This window comes from Flavobacterium pectinovorum (assembly GCF_022802975.1).
GTDB classification, from domain to species: Bacteria; Bacteroidota; Bacteroidia; order Flavobacteriales; family Flavobacteriaceae; genus Flavobacterium; species Flavobacterium pectinovorum_B.
Genome location: NZ_JAFEVZ010000007.1, coordinates 113,550 through 135,390, shown reverse-complemented (window position 1 = coordinate 135,390; position 21,841 = coordinate 113,550). Strand labels below are relative to the sequence as shown.

15 protein-coding genes and 1 pseudogene are annotated in these 21,841 nt (G+C 36.7%); 15 read left to right on the top strand and 1 reads right to left on the bottom strand.

Annotated elements, in window-relative coordinates; genetic code table 11:
• Positions 1-79 precede the first annotated feature (79 nt).
• From FLV_RS11975 to FLV_RS11935, 9 genes and pseudogenes are all read left to right on the top strand, one after another.
• Entirely contained in the window at positions 80-2,755 is a 2,676-nt protein-coding gene (locus FLV_RS11975) for a GH32 C-terminal domain-containing protein (protein ID WP_243234080.1), read from the top strand.
• A gap of 51 nt (positions 2,756-2,806) precedes the next feature.
• The gene (locus tag FLV_RS11970) at positions 2,807-3,313 is read left to right on the top strand and encodes a hypothetical protein (protein WP_243234079.1); all 507 of its coding nucleotides are present in this window, start codon (positions 2,807-2,809) and stop codon (positions 3,311-3,313) included.
• 111 nt (positions 3,314-3,424) lie between these two features.
• On the top strand, positions 3,425-3,940 hold the full coding sequence (locus tag FLV_RS11965) for an Ig domain-containing protein (protein WP_243234078.1): 516 nt from the start codon (positions 3,425-3,427) through the stop codon (positions 3,938-3,940).
• Positions 3,941-4,137: 197 nt separating this feature from the next.
• Positions 4,138-4,467 (top strand): annotated as a pseudogene (locus FLV_RS11960) (MFS transporter); the annotation flags it as partial.
• Positions 4,468-4,763: 296 nt separating this feature from the next.
• A complete protein-coding gene (locus FLV_RS11955) occupies positions 4,764-5,303 on the top strand; it encodes an azurin (protein ID WP_243234077.1) in 540 nt (179 codons plus the stop codon).
• A gap of 13 nt (positions 5,304-5,316) precedes the next feature.
• Entirely contained in the window at positions 5,317-5,748 is a 432-nt protein-coding gene (locus FLV_RS11950; protein ID WP_243234076.1) for a hypothetical protein, read from the top strand.
• Between the two features lie 222 nt (positions 5,749-5,970).
• On the top strand, positions 5,971-6,858 hold the full coding sequence (locus FLV_RS11945; protein ID WP_243234075.1) for a helix-turn-helix domain-containing protein: 888 nt from the start codon (positions 5,971-5,973) through the stop codon (positions 6,856-6,858).
• Between the two features lie 127 nt (positions 6,859-6,985).
• The gene (locus FLV_RS11940; protein ID WP_243234074.1) at positions 6,986-7,666 is read left to right on the top strand and encodes a hypothetical protein; all 681 of its coding nucleotides are present in this window, start codon (positions 6,986-6,988) and stop codon (positions 7,664-7,666) included.
• Between the two features lie 148 nt (positions 7,667-7,814).
• Positions 7,815-8,372, top strand: coding sequence for an NADPH-dependent FMN reductase (locus FLV_RS11935; RefSeq protein ID WP_243234073.1), 558 nt, complete (start codon positions 7,815-7,817; stop codon positions 8,370-8,372).
• Positions 8,373-8,858: 486 nt separating this feature from the next.
• On the opposite strand, the gene FLV_RS11930 is transcribed toward FLV_RS11935, so the two are convergent.
• Complete coding sequence (locus FLV_RS11930; protein ID WP_243234072.1) at positions 8,859-9,221, bottom strand: hypothetical protein; 363 nt, start codon at positions 9,219-9,221, stop codon at positions 8,859-8,861.
• A gap of 605 nt (positions 9,222-9,826) precedes the next feature.
• Between FLV_RS11930 and FLV_RS11925 the strand changes: the two genes are divergently transcribed.
• The 6 genes from FLV_RS11925 (at position 9,827) to FLV_RS11900 (ending at position 21,774) form a co-directional block, all read left to right on the top strand.
• Positions 9,827-10,039: a hypothetical protein gene (locus tag FLV_RS11925; RefSeq protein WP_243234071.1), complete on the top strand. Its 213-nt coding sequence runs from the start codon at positions 9,827-9,829 to the stop codon at positions 10,037-10,039.
• Positions 10,040-10,640: 601 nt separating this feature from the next.
• Positions 10,641-11,684, top strand: coding sequence for a pectinesterase family protein (locus FLV_RS11920; RefSeq protein ID WP_243234070.1), 1,044 nt, complete (start codon positions 10,641-10,643; stop codon positions 11,682-11,684).
• 21 nt (positions 11,685-11,705) lie between these two features.
• The gene (locus tag FLV_RS11915; protein ID WP_243234069.1) at positions 11,706-14,237 is read left to right on the top strand and encodes a glycosyl hydrolase family 95 catalytic domain-containing protein; all 2,532 of its coding nucleotides are present in this window, start codon (positions 11,706-11,708) and stop codon (positions 14,235-14,237) included.
• 519 nt (positions 14,238-14,756) lie between these two features.
• A complete protein-coding gene (locus tag FLV_RS11910) occupies positions 14,757-18,113 on the top strand; it encodes a SusC/RagA family TonB-linked outer membrane protein (RefSeq protein WP_243234068.1) in 3,357 nt (1,118 codons plus the stop codon).
• A gap of 11 nt (positions 18,114-18,124) precedes the next feature.
• Entirely contained in the window at positions 18,125-20,146 is a 2,022-nt protein-coding gene (locus tag FLV_RS11905; RefSeq protein ID WP_243234067.1) for a RagB/SusD family nutrient uptake outer membrane protein, read from the top strand.
• Between the two features lie 29 nt (positions 20,147-20,175).
• Positions 20,176-21,774 (top strand): DUF5123 domain-containing protein, encoded by a 1,599-nt coding sequence (locus FLV_RS11900; protein WP_243234066.1) that lies wholly within the window; start codon positions 20,176-20,178, stop codon positions 21,772-21,774.
• Positions 21,775-21,841 lie beyond the last annotated feature (67 nt).

Genomic DNA, 21,841 nt, shown 5'->3' with positions numbered 1-21,841 from the left:
TCTTTTACCTGGTAAAATTGCGGGCATCACAAAAAAATATACAATTCAGATTTTTGATAAACGAATTCAAATAGAAAGTATGAAAAAAAATACACTAATAGGAATACTGATGATTTTTATAAATTGCATGTATTCCCAACAGCCGGTACTTTATCTCAATTATAATGAAGCGTCGGGTGTAAGTTCCATCAAGAATGCCATAGACAATAAGCCATTTGTGATAAGCAACACATTTGGCAAACCCGAGAGGATTGCGGGAATTTATGGAAACGCACTGAGAACAGACGGATTTTCCACCTGGGTGTCAGGGGATTTGGCGACACCTCTTCAAGGGCAGGCAACTATTGAAACCTGGATTTCATTGGAGTCTTATCCTTCAGATGAAGAACTGCCTTATAATGGCCTGACGCCTTCTGCTATTGTTTCACAAAGAAAGGATGGAAAAGGATTTTCATTAGGCATAAATACATTTGGCGAGTGGTGGTTTGAGATAAACCTTTCGGGCCAGATTTATAAAGTCAAGGCGCCGGCTAATTTTCCTTTATATGAGTGGGTGCATGTTGCAGGTGTCATAGACGCAGGGGCAGGCACTTTAAAACTGGTGCTCAACGGCAATGTAGTAGCATCAACTGCTATTCCAGCCACTGCGGTATTTACTAAAGCTGATGCGCCTCTACTGGTTGGCAAGAGTGAAGTCAAGAAGACCATGGGTATTTTTTTGATCAACTGTCTGAGCGCCGCTATTGACGAGACAAAAATTTATGCGCGTGCAAAACCAAATTCGGAATTGCTATCTGATTACACGGCGGGAATTGCCTCTGCAGCCACTACAGGAGAGCAGGCAATCGCTGTACCGGAAAGCAGATTTGAAAACGATCTTTTAAGACCGGTTTATCATGCCATGCCGCCTGCAAACTGGACCAATGAGCCTCATGGTCTTGTAAAATACAACAATGCCTATCATATGTTTTATCAGAGAACACCAAATGGGCCTTTTAAAACACAAATGCACTGGGGACATATGACCAGCAGCGATCTGGTACACTGGGAGAATAAAAAAGATGCATTATGGCCAACGCTGGACGGCGGGGGAACGACAGGAACCGATATGAAGGGAATTTGGTCAGGCGACGTGATTGTAAAGGATAATGTAGCGCATGCCCTTTATACAAGCGTGAATCATGGCAGTATGTACAATCCGGGCATATCACTGGCCACAAGCAGTGATGCCAATCTAGAGAATTGGACCAAGAAAGGACCGGTCATCAACAGGCAATTTGTTAATGATTTTAGGGATCCTTACCTATGGAAAGATGCCGCAACAGGCAATTACAATATGATAATCGGAGCTGCAGTGGGCAGCGGAGGAGGTCTTGATTTTTACAGTTCGCCGGATTTGGTAACCTGGAACCACAAGGACCAGTTCTCCACTGTAAACTACGGGCAAATGGACATTGGTTCTGTAATATGGGAGATGCCTGTTTTTGAATCTCTTGGGAATGGCAAATTTTTGCTGATCACCAATCCAATTGGCGGGAGTGTGAATAAATATGGGCCTTCAAAATATACAAGGGCTGTTTATTGGATCGGTACATGGAATGGAGACAAATTTACTCCGGATTTTATTCAGCCGAAAAATTTAGATATTATACATGGACATTTATCGCCAACGGTAACACGAAAAGCAAATGGTCAACTTGTAGGAATAGGTATGGTGGATGAGAGAAGATCATCCCAGGCGCAGCTTAATGCCGGCTGGTGCCATACCTATAGTTTGCCGAGGGTCTACTCTCTACTGTCTGATGCAAAGACTTTAGGACAGGCTCCTGCACCTGAATTACAAAGCTTAAGGTTGGCAGGGAGTAAAAGATCCTTTACCAATTTATCGGTTAATGGAACCCAGCAGTTAAATGCAGATGGCAGCGCCATTGAAATTGTGGCTAGTGTGAATCCAGCGGCAGCAGCCACGCAGTATGGGATAAATTTTGCAGTTTCAGCAAGCGGAGGCGAGTATACAAAATTGTATTATGATGTAAATACCAAACAGATAGTATTGGATAAAAGCCATTCAAGCCTGTCTTCCGAGAATGAAGAAAACACACTTATAAAAGGGGATTATGACGAGGCCGCATTTGGAAAACCTGTCAAATTCCAAGTTTTCATTGACCATTCCATTATTGATGTCTTTATAAATGATGCTGCTGCATTTTCAAGCAGGATATATCCAACAAAAGCGGACAGCAAAGACATTCAGCTGAACTCTGTGGGAGGAGCTTCGATTTTCACTAATGTTGAGGTTTATAATCTGGACAAAGCCTTTGGTATAGCCCAGACGAAAATTAATATATCAAGCGAGAGTGTTATTGCAGAACACGCTGAGAATGGTAAAGAGTTTTTTGTTTCAGTGAGCAATAATACATTTAAAAGTACACTGAACCCTTCCCTTTGGCAGGTAGAAAATTTACCGCAAGGCATCCAGGTTTCAAGTATTGCAAGAGTTTCGGATACCAAAGCTAAAATTGCCCTTCAGGGCAACAGCACCAGTGATTATGATACGAATCGTTCGGTAACACTTTCCGTACCGGCTACTGAATTTACAGAAGATAAGGCGCCGTCAATAGTTACTGGTACGGCTGTTATTTTCAAAGCAGTGCAGGAAGCTATGACAACATTGGACCTGTCATCTGCTGCCGAATTAAAGGAAGGTTTCGAAGCGGAAAAGGAAATCGAGGTCAAGGTTGTCAATAATAAATGAGCGACTTTTTTTAATTCCGGCTCCTGGACTTTGTAGAACCTTCCTACTGGATTGCAATATAATATAAGCCGCATTGATTCAACCAGGGTAAAAATAACCTTATCTGGAATTGCACAGGACTACGACAAGGATATTACCAATTTTACTGTTACGGTTGCTTTGTCAGAGTTTCTAAACGGCGATTCGGAAATAAGCGGTACTATAGTCAGCGTAAATCAGGGTATTGTATTTAAGGCTGTTAAAGGAGAGTTGTTGTATGATTTTGAAGGCGGTGATTTGGCCAATTGGTCAGTGGTGAGCGGAAATGCTTTTTCAAATGCTGATGTTACCAATAAAACCGACTGGTTTGCAGGAACCTTTATGCAGCAGGGAACTTATCATATGTGGGGATTTCGGGATGGTGAGGATGTTCAGGTTGGAGAAATAAGAACCGGTACATTTACCCTTGAAGGAGACGGAAAGATTAATTTTTTAATCGCTGGGGGAAATGATATGAACAATTTATATTTGGCTCTTGTTAATGCCTCTACCGGGGCCGAACTAATGAAAGCCACCTGAGATAATTCCGAGACCTATAAAGCAGGTTCATTTGATGCAAGCGCTTACAAGGGTTTAAATTGTTACCTGAAAGCAGTTGACAACAGCACAGGTGGATGGGGACATTTAAATTTGGATGTCATCAGTGTTCCAGTCCCGGATAATGCCGTTATGCCTTTACCACCAAGTTTAGCTGTAACAGGAGTGGTGATGAATCCTTCAAGTTTTTCACTGGCAGTTGGAGAATCAAGAACCATAACAGCTTTAATATCGCCTGAGAGTGCCACAAATAAAAACGTTACATGGTCTTCTTTGAATACAGCTGTAGCGGAAATTGATGCTCAGGGAAAAGTAACTGCTAAATCAACTGGTACTGCAGTATTGAAAGTTCAAACAGTCCAGGGTGGTTTCACTGCTCAAAGTACACTTACTGTTACCCAGGCCCCTAGTTATCTTAATTACGATTTTGAAAGCGGTAAATTATCAGGCTGGACAGCTACGGGCGATGCTTTTTCAGATGCCGATGTAAGTGAGGATACTATGTTTTGGGGCACTACTCCGTTCAACCAGCAGAAAAGATACCATTTATGGAGCTTTAAAAGCGGAGGAGATACCCAAACAGGCAGTATAAGAACAGCAGATTTTTAAATTAGGGGGTGTGGGAAAGTATCTTTTTTAGTGGACGGAGGCCAGAATTTGAATTCTTTATATATCGCTTTAGTCAGGGCATTGGAGAATCAGGTTTTATTCAAACAAACCGGTAAGAATTCAGAAGCCTATAGCGCTTCTTTTTTTGATGTCGCACAGTACATCAATGAGATCTGCTATATAAAAGTAGTTGATAATACATCATCTGGATTTCAATCCTTGGGGCAGCACCTTTTACATTGCTTTTGCCTTATGTTGATTTGTTCTGGACGATAACATTGGCTGTTATCATTGGTATAATCATTTCTTCTGCTTTCTCGGACATATTGGTATATGCTACAGATCTGCTGCCAGGGAAGGTTGGTGTGATTGCAGGGTTATTTTTCGGCTTTGCTTTTGGGATAGCTGGAGTTGGTTCTGCTCTCTTGGGATGGCTAGCTGACAGGACAAGTATAGAATACGTTTTTACGGTTTGCGCATTCCTGCCGCTTATCGGAATTATTACTGCATTCCTTCCTAAATATTGAACATAAAAAGGTTAGATAATTTCATAAGCTTTATTGGTTATTATATCATTTCTAAAATTAATGCAAAAAAGAGGCTGAAATTATCAGTCTCTTTTTTGTGTAATTGCAAAGTGAAGTTTTAATAAAGAAAGGTTTTTAGCTTTCTAAATTTAAATTGAACATCAAATAAATATTTAAAAAAAAAAATATTTAGCAAGATATGACATGCACTGTTTGTCCTTGTATTGTCCTTGATTGTTATAGTAAAGTGATTAAGTAGAACGTAAATTTGTCTGATAGATTATTAAAAAATAAAGATGATAATTAAGAGTAAAAAAATAAAAATAAAGATCCTCCTTTTAATGCTTTCTTTAGGTGTTTTAATGGCATCGTGTGGTGGGAAAGAAAGGAAAAAAGTTGAAGAAGAAAAATCTTCAGTTTATGAAGAACAAGATCAAACAGTAGAATCTTCCAGCGGTATAACACATATTTTATTGCAGTCGAACGATGATATGAGATTTGATAAAAATGAAATAACCGTAAAAGAAGGACAGCTGGTAAAGATAACTTTAAAGCATATGGGTAAGATGCCTAAAACGGCAATGGGACATAATTTTGTGCTGTTAAAAAAGGGTGTAAGCCTTTCTGATTTTGCTAATAAAGCGGCTCAGGCAGTGGGGCCGGAATATGAACTTCCTGCTGAAATTTCTGCCAGTACAATTATTTATACTAAAATGATTGGAGGAGGCGAAAGCGTTACGGTAGAGTTTCAGGCGCCTGCAAAAGGAACGTATGACTACTTGTGTTCCTTTCCAGGTCATTATGCAATGATGAAAGGTTTGTTTATTGTTCAATAAAAGTAATTAAAATATGTATATAGTTTTTAAGAATATTCACTCGCTGGCTGCAGACTTCTCGCTTCTGTTTCTTTTAATATCAATTTTCTACGCTTATTTCAGTCTCTATAAAGGCGCATCATTTACAAAAAAATCAAAAGCGATTGCTCTGCTGGGATTAATAGGAGTGCACCTGCAGCTTGTTTTAGGGGTTGTGTTGTATTTCTTATCTCCAATGGGAGTTTCTAATTTTTCAGCAGAGATGATGAAAAATTCCACGGCACGTCTTTATGCTTTAGAACATCCTATGGTTATGATTATTGGAATAATCTTAATTACTGTAGGTTATTCCAGATCTAAAAAAGCATTTGATAACAGTTCTAAATTTAAAAATATAGCCATTTTTTATACAATTGGTTTGATATTAATTCTTTCAAGGATACCCTGGAAAGCATGGCTTGGTTAATTTCCGAAGAAAATACTGTTATTATGCTGTCTGTTTTAATTAGCGGACAGCATTTTTTATTTGGAGTTTTTAAGATAGTTTTTTGAAAGGTCACAACGTGGTAATTTTGATGTTTTTTGAGAGGCTGTAATTATTAATCTGAGCATTTGCTTATAAGCGCATAATATATTAAATAATTAAAATATTCAATATATTGCAGTTAATTATCAAATTGCCTTCACAATGACTAAGTTGGAAAAACTAATCACATCAGAGTTTTTTATAGACAAGTATTTACAAAATGTCCCAGATAATTTTAAATGGCAGAACACTCCTCTGCAGATTTACCCCCTCAGTAGGCTTACTGATTTATTTACACTGCCGATTCCTTTTATTAGAAATGATTATAATTTTTTGTTTTATCTGAAACAAGGAGATTTTGTGCAGGTGATAGGAACGGAAAATTATCATGTACAGGCTGATTCATTTGTATTTGTAGCTGCAGGTGTTGTTAATTCACTACAAAAGGTATCAAAGGATATGGCAGGATATTTTGTATTGATAAAAGATGAAGCGATGTCTGCTTTTTTTAATAGAGAAAAACTTTTAAGTCTTTATACGATTAATCCTGTTTTTAAAATGAACAGCAGCGACAGCGCATGGATGGGCAGTCTTTTGGAGCTGCTCTGGTCAGAATATGAGTCTGATCAGCCTAATGCTTTTATAGGGCATGGCATTGGGCAGGCGCTGCTTTATAAAGTCCTTGATCTTTCAGGCATCAATAAGCCGGTCTCAAGGATGCAGCAGATTGCAATTGAGTTTAAGATTCTGGTGCATCGCAATTTTATGACCGAAAAAAATGTCTCCTTTTATGCAGATTATTTTTCGGTATCGGAAAATTACCTGAACAGATGCGTTAAAAAATACTTTTATAAAAGTTCCAAAGAGATCATAACAGAAACTACTATTCTCAACAGCCAGGTAATGCTTTGGACTCTGTCAAAATCTATAGCAGAAATAAGCTATGAGCTTAATTTTGAGGACCCTTCTTATTTTACCCGCCTCTTTAAAAGATTTACAGGAACATCTCCCACGGAATACAGACGGAAAATAATGCACGATTTGTCCTGAATAAGGTATAGTCTGTCATGTTAAAGAAATTACAGCCCAAGTAACTTTGTAGAAATAAAATTTCACTTTTTAGCCTCAGAAACTAAGGGTGATTTTGAAGTTATTAATCTGTAATTTTTTCTTGAATATGCTTAAAAATAAAAAAGTTGTTGGAGTTTTTTTTAGTTTTTTTCTTTCTGTTTCCTCGCTTCTTGCTCAATCTGAAGGCGATGAAAATAATAAAACTATCCAAAATCCACCTGTAAATATGGAGGCTATGGCTGGTTCCCGAGGTGTTTTTTATCAAATGATAATTGCAAAAAAGTTTCAAAGTATTCCAAAGCTGGGTTTCTTTGGACTTACAAGTGTTAATGCTGCTTGGGAAAAAGAAATTACTCCCGATATTATGAGCCAGGCGCATTTGACTTATAGCCTTTTCAAAGGCCTTGATGTTACTGCAGGTTTTCAATATTCCCCTATCTACAGCTTCAGACCTGTAGCAAGTTTAATGTACACCTATGCTTCACCAGACTTTATGATTGTCGTGAATCCTAAAGTGGATCTTGCAGATGATGCGGCAACTGAAACTATGATGCTTTTAGAGTATAAACCTAAAATCAATGAAAAATTCCGTTTTTACAGCCGCATTCAGAGCATGTATGGATTCGTTCCAGAGTCAGGAACTCATAACAGGAGCTCTATTCTCTTAAGGGCCGGATTAAGTTATAAAGAATTTAGCTTTGGTGCCGGATCTAATTTTGATTGGTACGGACCTGTCAAACACAATGAAAATAGTATAGGAGTATTTGTCAATACATTGATTTTCTAAAATCAAATCATTATAAAATAGATTTTCTCAATTCGGTCTTTTCAATCTTAATTATGTGTTTATTGATTGCATTTCGAGAAACTTAAGGATTTTTATAAATTCAGAACTTGGGACATAATTCATTTAAAACACAATAAAATTTTAACTTATGGGACAGAAAACTGTTGGCATTATTGTAGGATCTATAAGAAAGGATTCATACAATAAAAAAATTGCGGATTATTTAATCAAAAATACTCCGGAAGGATATATTTTTAAAATTATTGAAATAGGGAATTTAGTTTTATACAATCAGGACTATGATGATGCTGATCAACCTGAGAGTTATAGTTCTTTTAGAGAAGAGGTAAAATCATCTGATGGTATTATTTTTGTAACTCCTGAACACAACAGATCTTTTCCGGCTGCCTTAAAAAATGCATTGGATGTTGGTTCGCGACCTTACGGACACAGCGTTTGGAGCAATAAACCTGCTATGGTCATTTCGTCTTCGATAAGCAGCATCAGCGGTTTTGGAGCGGCACATCATTTGAGACAGGTTTTGAGTTTTCTAGGTATGCCAGTTTTGCCGCAGCCTGAGGTTTATCTTGCTGATGTGCAGTATTTGTTTGATGATAAAAACAGGCTTATAAAGGAAGAAACGGCTGATTTTCTTCTTCACGCTTTAGTAGCATATATAGATTTTGCAGAGAGGTTTATAAAATAGATAGAAGAAGTTTGTTTAACAGATAAAAATGATTTGCCTCTGAATTAAGAAACGTAAAAGTATTTTTAATTCGGAGGCAATTTATTAATTATATCTATTTATGAGCAGGGATTGATCTAATGTTTTTAATTAAAAACCACTTGAAGTTTTGAATGTTTTAATCTTCTTTTCCAATGCAAGCTGAAGCAGTATGTCAAGCTTATTTCTGTATTGTAGAGTAATCTGCCCAGGCTGAGTCTGGTTTTGTTTCTGCGGACCCATTAAATACAAGGATTTTCATGTCATTCAGTTTTTTATTTTTAAATTTAGATTTACTGGTAGAGTATATATTATATTCAAAATCTATAAAGATGCAGGGGAATTTATAGCATTATCAAAAAATCATTTGTCATTTTGAAAAAAAGAATACAGCACTAAGACAAACACATCTTAGGCGATTTTACATATTTTGAATGTAGATTTATTCTTAAATATTTAAATATAGTGCTATATAAATATTGCATATTGCTGTTGTAAAAGTGGATTTTGAAGTACAGCAAGTTCATTTTTGAATTCTGGATGGATTTTATCGATATCCACTACCTGGAACTTGCCTCCAAAATTACGAATGCCGTTAAGAATGAGTCCAAGCGCATAAGAAGTATTATTGTCTTTCCATATTTTAAAGTTTTTCTCTGGTAATAACTCGTCCATTCTGTACTGTATAAATCCCTTTTTATTCTCTTGCGTGTCTATGGATAAATATTCTTTGGATAATTTTAAATATTCTTCGAGGTCTATTTTATTGTAATCTTTCCAAAGAGAAATGAAAATTATGTTAGAGTAAGATTCGGAACAGTTCTGAATCATTGCAGAGATTTGTTCTGTTAAGGAGGCGAGAGAGATTGAGTAAGGAGCCGCACCGTAGGAGTAGGATTGAAGTATGGCGGTCTCAATTATTTGTGTTAAATCATTTTCTTTGTTCATCTTAATGCTCGGTGTGCTGATTATAAATTAGTACCTGTAAAGGTATTTACTATAATATTGCAACATCAGGAGTATTCAGGTAAAGACTAGGACAAAACGTAATCGGATATCTGTTTCTGAAAAACAAAGTGATTATGCCATTACATCACAAAATATTATTAAAACATTCGGCAAAAAGTTTCAAATCTTCGAGTAAAAGGTTTGAATTTACTCCTTCTAAGGTTACTGAAACTGATTTTTAAAATCGGTTAAAACGTTGAAACCCCTTGTCATTACTACGATGCGGTTTTTTTTATTCCTCATCTTGTTTTCAAAAACGCTCAAAAGTGCCCTAATTTTTGTGGATTATTTGTGGCATTTTATCTTTTCAAAAAAAGCTGCCACAAAAACCTGTTTAATTTATTTGTAGTCAACATGTAAAGCTGTTTAACGACTTGATTTAGAGATATTATAATTCGACCTTTATTAACTTATTAAATTGTTGAATTATGTTAGAAAGCAGTTTTGGAATTACCTTCTTTTTGAGGAGTTCCGCGAAAAGCACAAGTGAAAGATATACTTATATCAGGATTACTGTTAATTGCGTGCCTAAAGAAACCTCCACGAAACGAAAATGGAATGTAAACCGCTGGGATCAGAAAACCGGAGGTGCAATAGGAAACAAAGAAGATGCTAAAACTTTCAAAAGGATTGCTGGCTAAGGTAACTTGTACCCGCTTAGGATGCTGTATTAGTATGGACTATCGGTTCAATATTTTGTGGAAACTCCGTAAAATCTGCTTTGCAATTTATTTTTCTTATTCTCTTTTATGGTTTTATAGTATTACCATTCTTTTTTGAATATACTGTTGAAAAACCTATTAACCTGAACTCGATTATTAATTTTTGAAGCAGAAAGATTAGGATTTTACAGCAAGTATCGTCCCGCTTTCCGTTACAATCTTATGTCCCGAACTCCGGCCATAAGGATTTTTACTTTACACGAGCGAAGCGAACTGGCGTAGCAATAGGTGCTAAATGGAAACATTTTGCTTTTTTAGCATCATTTGTAAAAATAATAATCCAATCTTAAACTATCTCCAACAGTTTCAACCGTTGGAGATAATTATAATCGAGTTCAGGTTATTAAGATTAGAGTCAGGTCTTCATTTTTGGTTAAAGCACCCCCTTATTAATGTAATAGCACCCTAGTGTAGTTTTGAGTAGTTTATAAATTAGCGATCATAAATATTGAGCAATGCATTTTGGCTAAAACGCTAGATTACTAATACTTAGTTTCATTAACATATTAAAAAACAAAAAATGAAAATCATTTATAAAATTATTTTATACTTACTAATAAGCACTACCTTAATTATGCCAGCCAAGGCTCAATTTTTGAATAAAATTGTTGTAGCCTTGGATGGCAGCGGAGATTACACAAAAATTCAGAACGCTGTTGATGCCGTTTCTCCGGGACTTAAGAAACGCACTATTATCTACATCAAAAATGGTTTATACAATACTGAAAAAATTCTGGTTCCTGATAATAAAACGAATATTACGTTTCAGGGTGAAAGCCGGGATAAAACCATAATAAGTTATCACATCTATGATTGTAAAGGCGGCTTAAATAATAAATGTCCCGCTGAAGATGCGGCAAAATGGTCAGGTCAGGCCATTCGTACATCAGCATCGGTTACTATTCAGGGTGATGGGTTCCATGCAGAAGATATTACTTTTCAAAATACAGCAGGGGCTGTAGGACAGGCATTGGCAATTTATGTTACTTCTGACAAAAATACTTTTGTCAATTGTAATTTTCTAGGTTATCAGGATACTGTTTTTTTAGCGAAAGACAAGACAAGAAGCTACTTTAAAAATTGTCTTATTCAGGGAAGAACAGATTATATCTACGGTGGCGGTATTGGGTATTTTGATTCGTGCGAGATACGAAGTTTCGGAGGCGGCTGGATTACAGCGCCCAGCACACCAAAAGAACAGGCTTACGGTTTCGTTTTTTATAAATGTAAATTGACGTTTTCTGAAAAAAGTCCAAGAGAAAAAGACGATACTCAGTTGGTAAGTTTAGGTCGTCCATGGCATAATTTTCCAAAAGTAGCCTGGATTAAGTGCAATATGGGAAAAGAAATTCATCCTGTTGGATGGCCAACGGTATGGAATATGGAATATGCTTCAACCAGTAAAGATTTAAATTTATACGAATACAAAAATACCGGCTCAGGAGCAGATATGTCTAAACGTGCTAATTGGCTGGGGCTTCGTGAATTGACTTCGGAAGAGGCAGTTTTTTATAGTGCAGAAAATGTACTTAAGGGAGAAGATAACTGGCAGCCATTAAAATAATAATAAATCTAAAAAACATTCATGAAGAAATTATTCTTAGTACTTATATCAGTCATAATATATTCGAATGCATCTGCTCAGGGCAAATTAAAACTGTGGTACCATAAACCTTCAAAAGCATGGACGGATGCCTTACCTCTGGGAAATGGCAGACTGGGCGCTATGGTTTACGGCATTCCCCAGCGCGATACAATCCAGATTAATGAAGATACTTTCTGGTCGGGAAGTCCTTATCAGAATGTGAATCCAAATGCGAAAAAGAGTTTAAAGACCATTCAAAAGTATATTGAAGATGAAAATTATATTGATGCCCAGAAATTAGCACTTGAAGATATCATAGCCGATCGTAAAATTACCTCCCACGGTCAGGTATATCAATCGATCGGAAATCTGATCTTAACAGTTCCGGGACATGAAAAGTTTACTGATTTTTACAGGGAATTAGATTTGAAAACCGCTGTTGCAACAACAAGGTATAAAGTTGACGGAGTTGCTTTTAAGAGAGAAATTTTTACGTCATTTCCCGATCAGTTGATTATCATTCGTCTTACTTCTGATAAAAAAAGAGCCATAAACTTCAATACATCTTTTGTCGGACCATTAAAGAAAAATATGGTTACAGTTGCCTCGGTGGTGCCTGTTAATCAAAATAAATTACTTGTGGTTGATGGAAAATGTACGCGGGATAAAGAAGAGAACATACCTAATCTTTTAAATTTCAATGCTCAAATAAAGGTAGAAATCAAAGGAGGAATTCAAAAAGGAACCGAAAATAGTATCGTGGTTACCAATGCCAACGAAGCAATCATTTATGTTTCAGTCGCTACCAATTTTAAGAATTATAATGATATTTCAGAAGATGCCGAAAAAAAAGCCAAAGCATATTTAGCGAAATTTTCAAAACCATACGAAAAGGCAAAGGCAGACCATATTTTGGCTTATCAAAAGCAATTTAACAGGGTACAGCTGGATTTGGGACATTCAGAACAAACGACTAAACCCACCGATCAGCGAATTGCAGAATTTGCAGGAGTTGAAGATCCGGATTTAGTTGCTTCTTATTTTCAGTTTGGACGTTATTTATTGATTTCTTCGTCACAGCCCGGAACCCAGCCTGCCAATTTACAGGGAATCTGGAATCCTAATTCAGGTCAATATCCGGCCTGGGACAGCAAATATACCACCAATATTAATGTGGAAATGAATTACTGGCCTGCTGAGGTAACTAATTTAAGTGAATGCCACGATCCTTTTATTCAGTTGGTAAAGGATGTTAGTATCACCGGTAAACAAACGGCTTCTGAAATGTATGGAAGCAGGGGATGGACACTTCACCATAATACCGATTTGTGGAGATCGACAGGCGCTGTAGATAAAACCGCAGGAATTTGGCCAACGTGCAATGCATGGTTTAGTGCTCATTTGTGGGAGAAGTTTCTTTTTTCCGGAGATAAGGTTTATCTAAAAGAAGTGTACCCAATTCTGAAAAGTGCCTCCGAATTTTATCAGGATTTTTTGATTAAGGATAAAAAGACCGGTTATCTTGTTGCATCACCTTCTATTTCGCCAGAACATACTCCGGGTCTGCATTCTTATGATATCATAAAGCCGGATGGAACTTCAGGCAAGGAAAGATGTAATGTTTTTGCGGGTGTAACCATGGACAATCAAATTATTTTTGATTTATTATCGAACACTATTGACGCTGCTGAAATTCTGAAAATTGATGCTGAATTTTCGGAACAATTAAAAAATATCCGTTCTCAATTGCCGCCTATGCACATTGGAAAACATACACAATTGCAGGAATGGCTTGAAGATTGGGATCGTAAGAATGATTCTCATCGTCATCTTTCGCATTTATGGGGTGTTTTTCCCGGAAGAGAAATCTCACCATTTGCAACTCCCGAACTTTTTGAAGCATCGAGAAATACGCTTACCGGAAAAGGAGATGCAAGCCGTGGCTGGTCAATGGGCTGGAAAGTTTGTCTTTGGGCACGATATTTAGACGGTAATCATGCTTATCAATTAATTAAAAATCAGCTCAATTTAAAACCGGCAAACGCAACGATAAAAGACCCTGACGGCGGAACTTATACAAATATGTTTGATGCTCATCCGCCATTTCAGATTGATGGTAATTTTGGATGTACAGCAGGTATAGCCGAAATGTTATTACAAAGCCATGACGGTGCCGTTTTTTTATTGCCGGCATTGCCTGATACGTGGGCACAAGGTTCTGTAACAGGTTTAAGGTCAAGGGGAGGTTTTGAAATAGAAAAAATGGAATGGATAAATGGAAAGGTAAAGTCTGTTGTAATAAAATCAAATTTAGGTGGAAATCTCAGGCTCAGAAGTTACAGCAAATTAGAGGGAAATTCAGCCCGTTCTGCTGAAGGTGTAAATTCTAATATTTTGTTTAAATCACAGCCTGTTGCAAAACCTGTAATTTCTTCAGGAGCTGTATTTAACGGCGGGTTTGTTCCAAAGGTTTTTGAATATGATGTTGATACAAAGAAAGGCAATGTATATGTTTTCAAATTAGCAGAATAACAAACTCGTTTTCTGGATATAAAATTCATTTATATCAATACCTCGGAGTCTTCATTCCGAGGTATTTTTTTATGCTTCAATTTTAAAAAATGACTTGCCCTAAAATCATCTAAATACTGTTTCTTAATCAAAAAAATGGAACATATAGTTTTTTTTAAAGAGGGCTGTCTCACAAAAATGGATTTGTCTTAGGTGTTGTTGTTTTTACTGTTAAACCATTAAAAACAAGGTGTTTTCTGTTATTTGAACTCCCTATTATTGTATTTCGTCCCCTCTTTGAGGTAAGCTGAATTCTATATTTGCTATCAATCAGACGACATAGAAACTATTGTTTACAGGTCAAAATTCCGGCTGATTAATTTTACTTCATAAGAAAAACAAAATAAGCAGGGATAACAAGAAAATAACTGATATGGAAGAAAAATTATGATATCAAATGCAGGTTTTAGTGTGGGCATACTATAATCTGTGTAAACAATGAATTTAAATTTTACTAACTAACCAAACCAACAAAAAAGTATGAAAAAAAGAATATCAAGGGAGAACTATGGCTCATTTGAAGGGATTAAAATGAAAACCAAAGTAATACTCCTGATTTACTTAATGCTTTCGCTTTCTCTTTATGCGAAAGAAGAAAAAAAGTCAAAACTTAGAAAAGCTGTCATAATACTTCATGACAGATCAAATACAAAAAAAGCAGCAGAAAAATTTCTGTATGTTCAGCAGAAAGATATTATCGGAAAGGTTACAGATGATAAAGGTCTTGGCATTCCAGGGGTTTCTATTGCTGTAAAAGGATCGAAAATAGGGACTGTAACTGATTTTGATGGAAATTTTAAAATTGCAGCAGCTTCAAACGCCACTTTAGTCTTCACTTTTGTGGGTATGAAGACAAAAGAAGTAGGTGTTGGCGGAAAAACTACTCTTAACGTTATAATGGAAGCCGAATCTACTGATCTGGATGCGGTTGTTGTAATTGGTTATGGGAGTACTAAACGAAAGGATTTAACAGGAGCTGTAGCCTCCGTGAGTATGGAGGATTTAAAGGATATTCCGGCGACTTCTGTTCTGCAGGCAATCGCAGGAAGAATGGCGGGTGTAAATGTGACTATTGCAGATGGTTCTCCGGATATGCCCATTAAGGTTCGTGTAAGAGGTGGTGGGTCTATCACACAGGATAACTCTCCTTTGTTTATTGTTGATGGTTTTCAGGTAAATAATATAAACGATATTGCACCCGGGGACATTGAGTCAATTGATACGCTAAAAGATGCTGCTTCGACTGCTATTTATGGTGCTCAGGGAGCAAATGGGGTTATTCTTATCACTACAAAATCAGGAAAAGCGGGTAAGACAGAAATTAATATGAATGCCTATACAGGGATTAAGAATACTTATAATTTAACAGAAGTATTATCTCCGTATGATTATGTCTATTTTCAAAAAGAGCTGGATCCGGGCGCAAATTCAAGTGGTTCTTTTTACAGTATGTACGGCGCATGGGATGATGTAGATATTTATAAATCTCAAAAAGGAACAGACTGGCAGGAAAAAATTTATAGTAATACCGGAATTCAAAAACATTTTGATATTGGCATGACCGGTGGCGAATCAAGTCTGAAGTATAAAGTGAATTATGCTCATGACGATGAAGAATATATTATGCTAAATTCAGCCTACAAAAGAGATTACCTGAGTTTTAACCTGAATAAAAAAATAAGTCCTAAGTTAACATTTGATTTTAATACCAGAATTTCAAATACGGTTATTACCGGTCCAAGTGTTTCTTCGGGAAGTAAATTGAGAGACGGAATTAAATATGCCCCGATTTATAGCTTAAATGGCGGTCCGGGAATTGCATTAGGAGGAGCAGACGATATTACTTCCCCCGAAGCTCTAAGTTCACTTAATGATCCTGTTTACAATATTATTAATGAATACAAAGATCAGAACAGGCTGAATGTGACTATTAATGCGGGAATAAACTGGCAGCCTATAAAAGGTTTAACGGTTTCTTCTAAAGGAAGTTATGCAGCCAATAGAGACTTTACAGATAATATCTGGCTGAACAAAACAGGTGAGGCGAGTTCTAATGGAGGACAGCCGGTAGCACGTCGTACAGATATTAAAGGTTATATATGGACGATACAAAATACGGTTTCTTATAATGTTCCTTTTGCAGATAATACGCATAAACTGGATTTAATGGCCGGGCAGGAAATCTATAATTCTCAGGAAGAAGAAATGCGCAACGATTCAAAATTTTTCCCTGTAGATTTTACGGCAAAAGATGTTCTGGCAATGTGGAATTACGGTACTCCACAGCCTACTTACACCACTATAAAAGAGCCTTCCAGAACCTCTTCGTTTTTTGGACGTGCCAATTATACCTTCCGTGAGCGCTATATTTTCACGTTAACAGCCAGATCAGATTCAAAAAATGTATTTTCTGAGGAAAATCGTCAGGGATTCTTTCCGGGAGCAGCCTTTGCATGGAGATTATCAGATGAATCATTCATGAAATCAACCGATAAATGGCTGTCAAATGCCAAAATGCGTTTGAGTTATGGTGAAGTAGGAAATGCAAGAGTAGGATCATATTGGAGACAGGAATATGGATTTCAGTCTTCCAGCAGAAATTTATATTACATCAATGACCAGCCGCAAAGTGCCCTGGTGACCTCAAATGTATTGAAAAACGAAAATTTGACATGGGAAACGACAATATCTTCAAACTTAGGACTTGATTTAGGTTTTTTCAATCAGCGTTTAAAATTAAGTATTGATGTTTACAAAAATGATACGAAAGACTTAATCCTGGGAGTTGCATTACCTTCAAATTCGGGTTATGATACCCAATATCAAAACATCGGAAGGACTTCAAACAAAGGATTAGAGATTACTGCATCAGGTGATATTATCAAAAATGATGACTTTATATTATCAGCTAATTTTAATATAGCCTTCAACAAGAATATTGTAAAAGAGTTGGATGGCTCCAGTGAAATGATTGCAGCTTCCAATTGGGCACCAGCCGTAGGTAGAGATGATTACAGAGCTATCGTAGGACAGCCTGTGGGATTAATTTACGGATATGTTTCTGACAGATATTACACTTTTGACGACTTTACTTATGATGGTGTGCAAAAGAAATGGATTCTGAATCCGGGTGTGGCTGATGCTTCTAAAGTTATTACTACTTCAGGAAATTATTTCGGACCGGGGCACATAAAACTTAAAAAATTAAGTGGCGACGGTACGGTAATTACACCGGATCAGGACAGAAAAGTAATCGGAAGGGCACAGCCTAAACATACCGGAGGATTTTCTATAAGCACAGCCTATAAAGGTTTTGATTTGTCTGCGATGTTCAACTGGTCTTACGGGAATGATATATATAATGCCAATAAGATTGACAATACTACTTTTAGCGGTTCAAAAAGATACCAAAACATGAGTGCCGAGATGAGCATACAAAACCGCTTTACAACAATTGATCCGGCAACAGGATACAATATTATGTTTGGTGAATATGCAAACCCTGCACTTTTACAGGAGATCAATCAGGGAAAAAGTTTATGGCATCCTCTTTCTAATTCAACCATTTTGACAGACTGGGCAATTGAAGACGGTTCATTCTTACGACTTGGAAGTTTAACAATAGGATACACACTGCCTGAAAGTATTACAAAAGAAGGATTTGTAAAAAATGTACGTTGTTACTTTACAGGAAACAATTTAATGATCTGGACCAAATATTCGGGTCAGGATCCTGAGGTTGACGGTATTCGCAATACACCATTAACGCCAGGAGTAGACTGGTCTGCTTATCCAAAAGCAAAAACATTCCTTTTTGGGGTTAATGTAACATTTTAATAAACAAAGACATGAAAAAACGATTATACTATTTTAGCCTTATTTTTTTATTGGTTTGTATTTCTTGTGATAAGGATTTTTTAGACACAACTTCACCTTCGAAGCTGAGTTCTGAGACCGTTTTTAAAACCCCTTCTATGGCAAAAGCGGCTGTGATGGGTGTATATGGAAAAATGACGGACAGTTATATCTACGGTCAGAAATTATCAGTTAACTGGCAGGGTTTTTCGGATATTGAAACCAATCAGGGTTTTACTTCCACAGCTTATAATTCTACAACCAGCGATCAGGGAGCAGGAAATTTTTATGATGATCCTTATAACCAGACCACAAAATGGCAGGGGCTGTTTCAATTGGCTGAATTAGCTTCATCTTCTGTGGATGGTATCAGAAATTCTCCTATTCTTGAAACTCAGGCTGCTAAAATGAAACCTTTATTAGGTGAGGCATTAGTGATGCGATCATTGGCTTATTTTGAGCTGGTTCGTAACTGGGGAGATGTTCCGTATAAAGAAGGAACTTCTAAGTCTGATTTGTCTAATGTTTATATTGGAAAAGTAGACAGGGATCTTATTTACGCAAGTCTGATTAAAGACTTGGAAGAAGCACAAGGTTATTTGCCGTGGCTAAAAACAGATGCGGAGTATTCAAGTGTAGAACGTATCACAAAAGGTTTTGCAAAAGGGCTTTTGGCAAGAGTGGCACTTTTTGCAGGAGGCTGGTCTTTGCGAGATGGGAATGCGTTTCCGGGGAAAGATTTGGAGCATCATCCTTCAATTCCTGAAACAGGCAATTACTATGTGGGAAGAGTTAAAAACTGGAGAGACTATTATCAAATAGCTGCTCAACAAACTGCCGAAATGCTTGGAAATGCAGCAAATCCTCACCGTTTAGATCCTCAATATGAAAATATATGGAAATCGGTTTGTGGTTTACAGCAAAATGTAAACAACGAAAATTTGTTTGAAGTAGCGTTTGGTCTCGGAAATAATGGAGACATCGGTTCTTTAATGGGATACGAAGTGGCGAGTAACAGTAAATATGGCAGCAGAGGTTTTGGAGGTACTTATGTAGGTTCTCAGGCATACTATTTCTATTCTTTTACGCCGGAAGATAAACGTCGTGATGTGACGCTAAGCTGGCTGAATTATACAAAAGATAATGTTGAAGGTGTTAAAAATGATCCGTTGAGTGTAAATTTTGCAAAATGGAGAATTTACTGGATGTCGAGCTCTTATTTATCCTTGCACAAAACGGCTAATTCACGTATTGCGACTGGTGTTAACTGGATTTTGATGCGCTATTCGGATATATATTTGATGTTTGCCGAAGCAGAAAATGCATTAAATGGTGCAGATGCTGTAAATACAACCGCTGGAATGTCTGCCAGACAGGCATTAGAAAAAGTTCGTGAAAGAGCTTTTGGAACCGGATCGTCTAAAATTCAGGCTTATGATCCTGATTTCTTTGAAGCAATTGTTAACGAACGTGCCTGGGAATTTGGCTGCGAAGGGATCCGCAAACAGGATTTGGTGCGTTGGGGCTTATTATCGGACAGAATGGAGACGATGAAAAAAACATTGTGTTTGATGCTTGATAATAAACAAACAGTAAAGATTTTTGATAAAACATACGCACCAACGGATTTTCCTAAAACAGTATATTACAAACTAAAGGATACTGAATACATAGACAAGACTTCACTTAATTATTATACAGAGCTTTCTTCGAGTCCCGGAGCAGAATATAAAAGTGTAAGCTGGTTTCCTAAAAATGCAGAGAAACCTGCAACCGGAACCAATAAAAATTATATAGACTGGCCGGTGAAGGTTTTATTGGCCGGTACAGGATTGAACAGCAGCTATGACTATTCAGGTTTTTTAAGTACGATGACTAATGGTGCTGAAATTCAAAGTAATCTGGCTCAGTTTTCTAAAGGCAATAACAGCTGTAATTACAGGCACTTTTTCTGTATTTATTACGAGGATATTTTTGAGTCTAAAGGCAAAATAAATAACTCATACGGTTTTTAAGTAACGACATTAATTTAATTTTAATTATAATGAAAAATAAATTATTAATTTTTAAGGTTTTGCTCCTCATTGTAACCCTGTTCAGTTGTGAAAAAGATTACAATGACTGGGATGTAGATTCAAGTCATGACAGGCTTTTTAAGTCTATTATTTTTGAAACTTCAGCAATTGCATCAACATCTGTTGAAATAAAGTTTACAAAATCAATTTCGGCTACAAAATATGTTTTCGAGTTTAGTAAGGATAATTTGGAGTTTAAGGAAATTGTAAAAACAGTGGAACTTTCCGCCAGTAATTTGTTACCCTTTGCAAACTCTTCTGATCAGGCTAAAATAGAATACCGCCAGCTATTTGATGAACTTGAGGGTACAACAGGTTATTCTGTAAGAATGAAAAGTATCGATGAAACAACAGGTAAGGAATCTAAATACAATCAAGTCTATTTTTTAACTCCTGCAGAACAGCTTTTTAAAGGATTTACTGCTACTTCTGCGAGTGTAAACTTAAATTGGAATATACTGCCTGTAGTACCTAAGGTTACTAATATAAGTTTGTATAACGAGGCTTCAGTGTTAGTTAAAGATATTGTTTTGACTGACTTGCAGAAAAATTCAGGCAAGATAACATTTGACAATCTGACAAATGGAACAAATTATATAGCCAAAATTTTTAACGGTACGAATGTTCGCGGAATCCTAAATGTCAAAACAACAGGTCTGGCTAATAGTACCATTTACAATGTGTTGCTTACGGACACTGCAGGCAGTATTGGGACAGCTTTACAAGGTCTTGTTGCTGGCGGAGCTACAGATATCACAGTAGAATTTGCTGCAGGGACTGCTTATACAATTGGCGGGGATATTACGATTCCAACGGGGGTAAATAATATTGCTTTTGTTGGTTCTGCAAATGAAAACGGTATATTGTCAAGTTTAAGTAATGCCAGAATCAGGGTTCAGACTAAAGTTAACGATATTGTAGTACAAAATTTGAGAACCACTTCTTCAGGTAGTTTCTTTATTGATCTCGGAACCAAAACCGTGCATGATGTACAGATAGAAGGATGTAATGTTTCACAGATAAATTCTATCGTTAGAGTTAGTGGAGCGAGTGTTGTGAATAATATAAATGTAAATAATTGTTTCATTTCGCAAACCGGAGATTATGGAGTATTGAATGTAGGGGCAGGAGGTACTGTAAATTCAATTAATGTTTCAAATTGCACCCTTACGGAAATTAGTACCCGTTTTGCTGATGTGAGGGTGAAGACAAGTATCAACTTTAGGAACATTACTTGTGTAAACATCACTAAAGGAATGGGGCATCTTTGGAATTTTGACAATAATAATCCTGTACAGGTTTCTGTTCAGAATTGCATCATTGCCGGACCTAATGGCGGAATGGCACTTAACAGTACCAGCGGAACATACAGTAATATTAGTATCTCATATACAAGTAACTACAAAACAAAGGATATAATTAACGGAACAAGGCTTTTAACAGGTATTACAGATGTTCCGTTGCCTATAACAGACTTTTTTGTTGATCCTGCAAATGGAGATTTCCATATCAAACCGGGCATTGGTTTTGCAGGAACAGGAGTATCTGGTGATCCTCGTTGGTTTTAGATAATATAAAATAATATCTTTATGGCTGTCCGTTAAGAAACTTAATCTTATATTAACCACTAATTAG

Coding starts and splice junctions, on each gene's coding strand:
- FLV_RS11975 (WP_243234080.1), top strand. CDS start 80: ATGAAAAAAAATACACTAATAGGAATACTGATGATTTTTATAAATTGC.
- FLV_RS11955 (WP_243234077.1), top strand. CDS start 4,764: ATGATAATTAAGAGTAAAAAAATAAAAATAAAGATCCTCCTTTTAATG.
- FLV_RS11950 (WP_243234076.1), top strand. CDS start 5,317: ATGTATATAGTTTTTAAGAATATTCACTCGCTGGCTGCAGACTTCTCG.
- FLV_RS11945 (WP_243234075.1), top strand. CDS start 5,971: ATGACTAAGTTGGAAAAACTAATCACATCAGAGTTTTTTATAGACAAG.
- FLV_RS11940 (WP_243234074.1), top strand. CDS start 6,986: ATGCTTAAAAATAAAAAAGTTGTTGGAGTTTTTTTTAGTTTTTTTCTT.
- FLV_RS11935 (WP_243234073.1), top strand. CDS start 7,815: ATGGGACAGAAAACTGTTGGCATTATTGTAGGATCTATAAGAAAGGAT.
- FLV_RS11930 (WP_243234072.1), bottom strand. CDS start 9,221: ATGATTCAGAACTGTTCCGAATCTTACTCTAACATAATTTTCATTTCT.
- FLV_RS11925 (WP_243234071.1), top strand. CDS start 9,827: ATGTTAGAAAGCAGTTTTGGAATTACCTTCTTTTTGAGGAGTTCCGCG.
- FLV_RS11920 (WP_243234070.1), top strand. CDS start 10,641: ATGAAAATCATTTATAAAATTATTTTATACTTACTAATAAGCACTACC.
- FLV_RS11915 (WP_243234069.1), top strand. CDS start 11,706: ATGAAGAAATTATTCTTAGTACTTATATCAGTCATAATATATTCGAAT.
- FLV_RS11910 (WP_243234068.1), top strand. CDS start 14,757: ATGAAAAAAAGAATATCAAGGGAGAACTATGGCTCATTTGAAGGGATT.
- FLV_RS11905 (WP_243234067.1), top strand. CDS start 18,125: ATGAAAAAACGATTATACTATTTTAGCCTTATTTTTTTATTGGTTTGT.
- FLV_RS11900 (WP_243234066.1), top strand. CDS start 20,176: ATGAAAAATAAATTATTAATTTTTAAGGTTTTGCTCCTCATTGTAACC.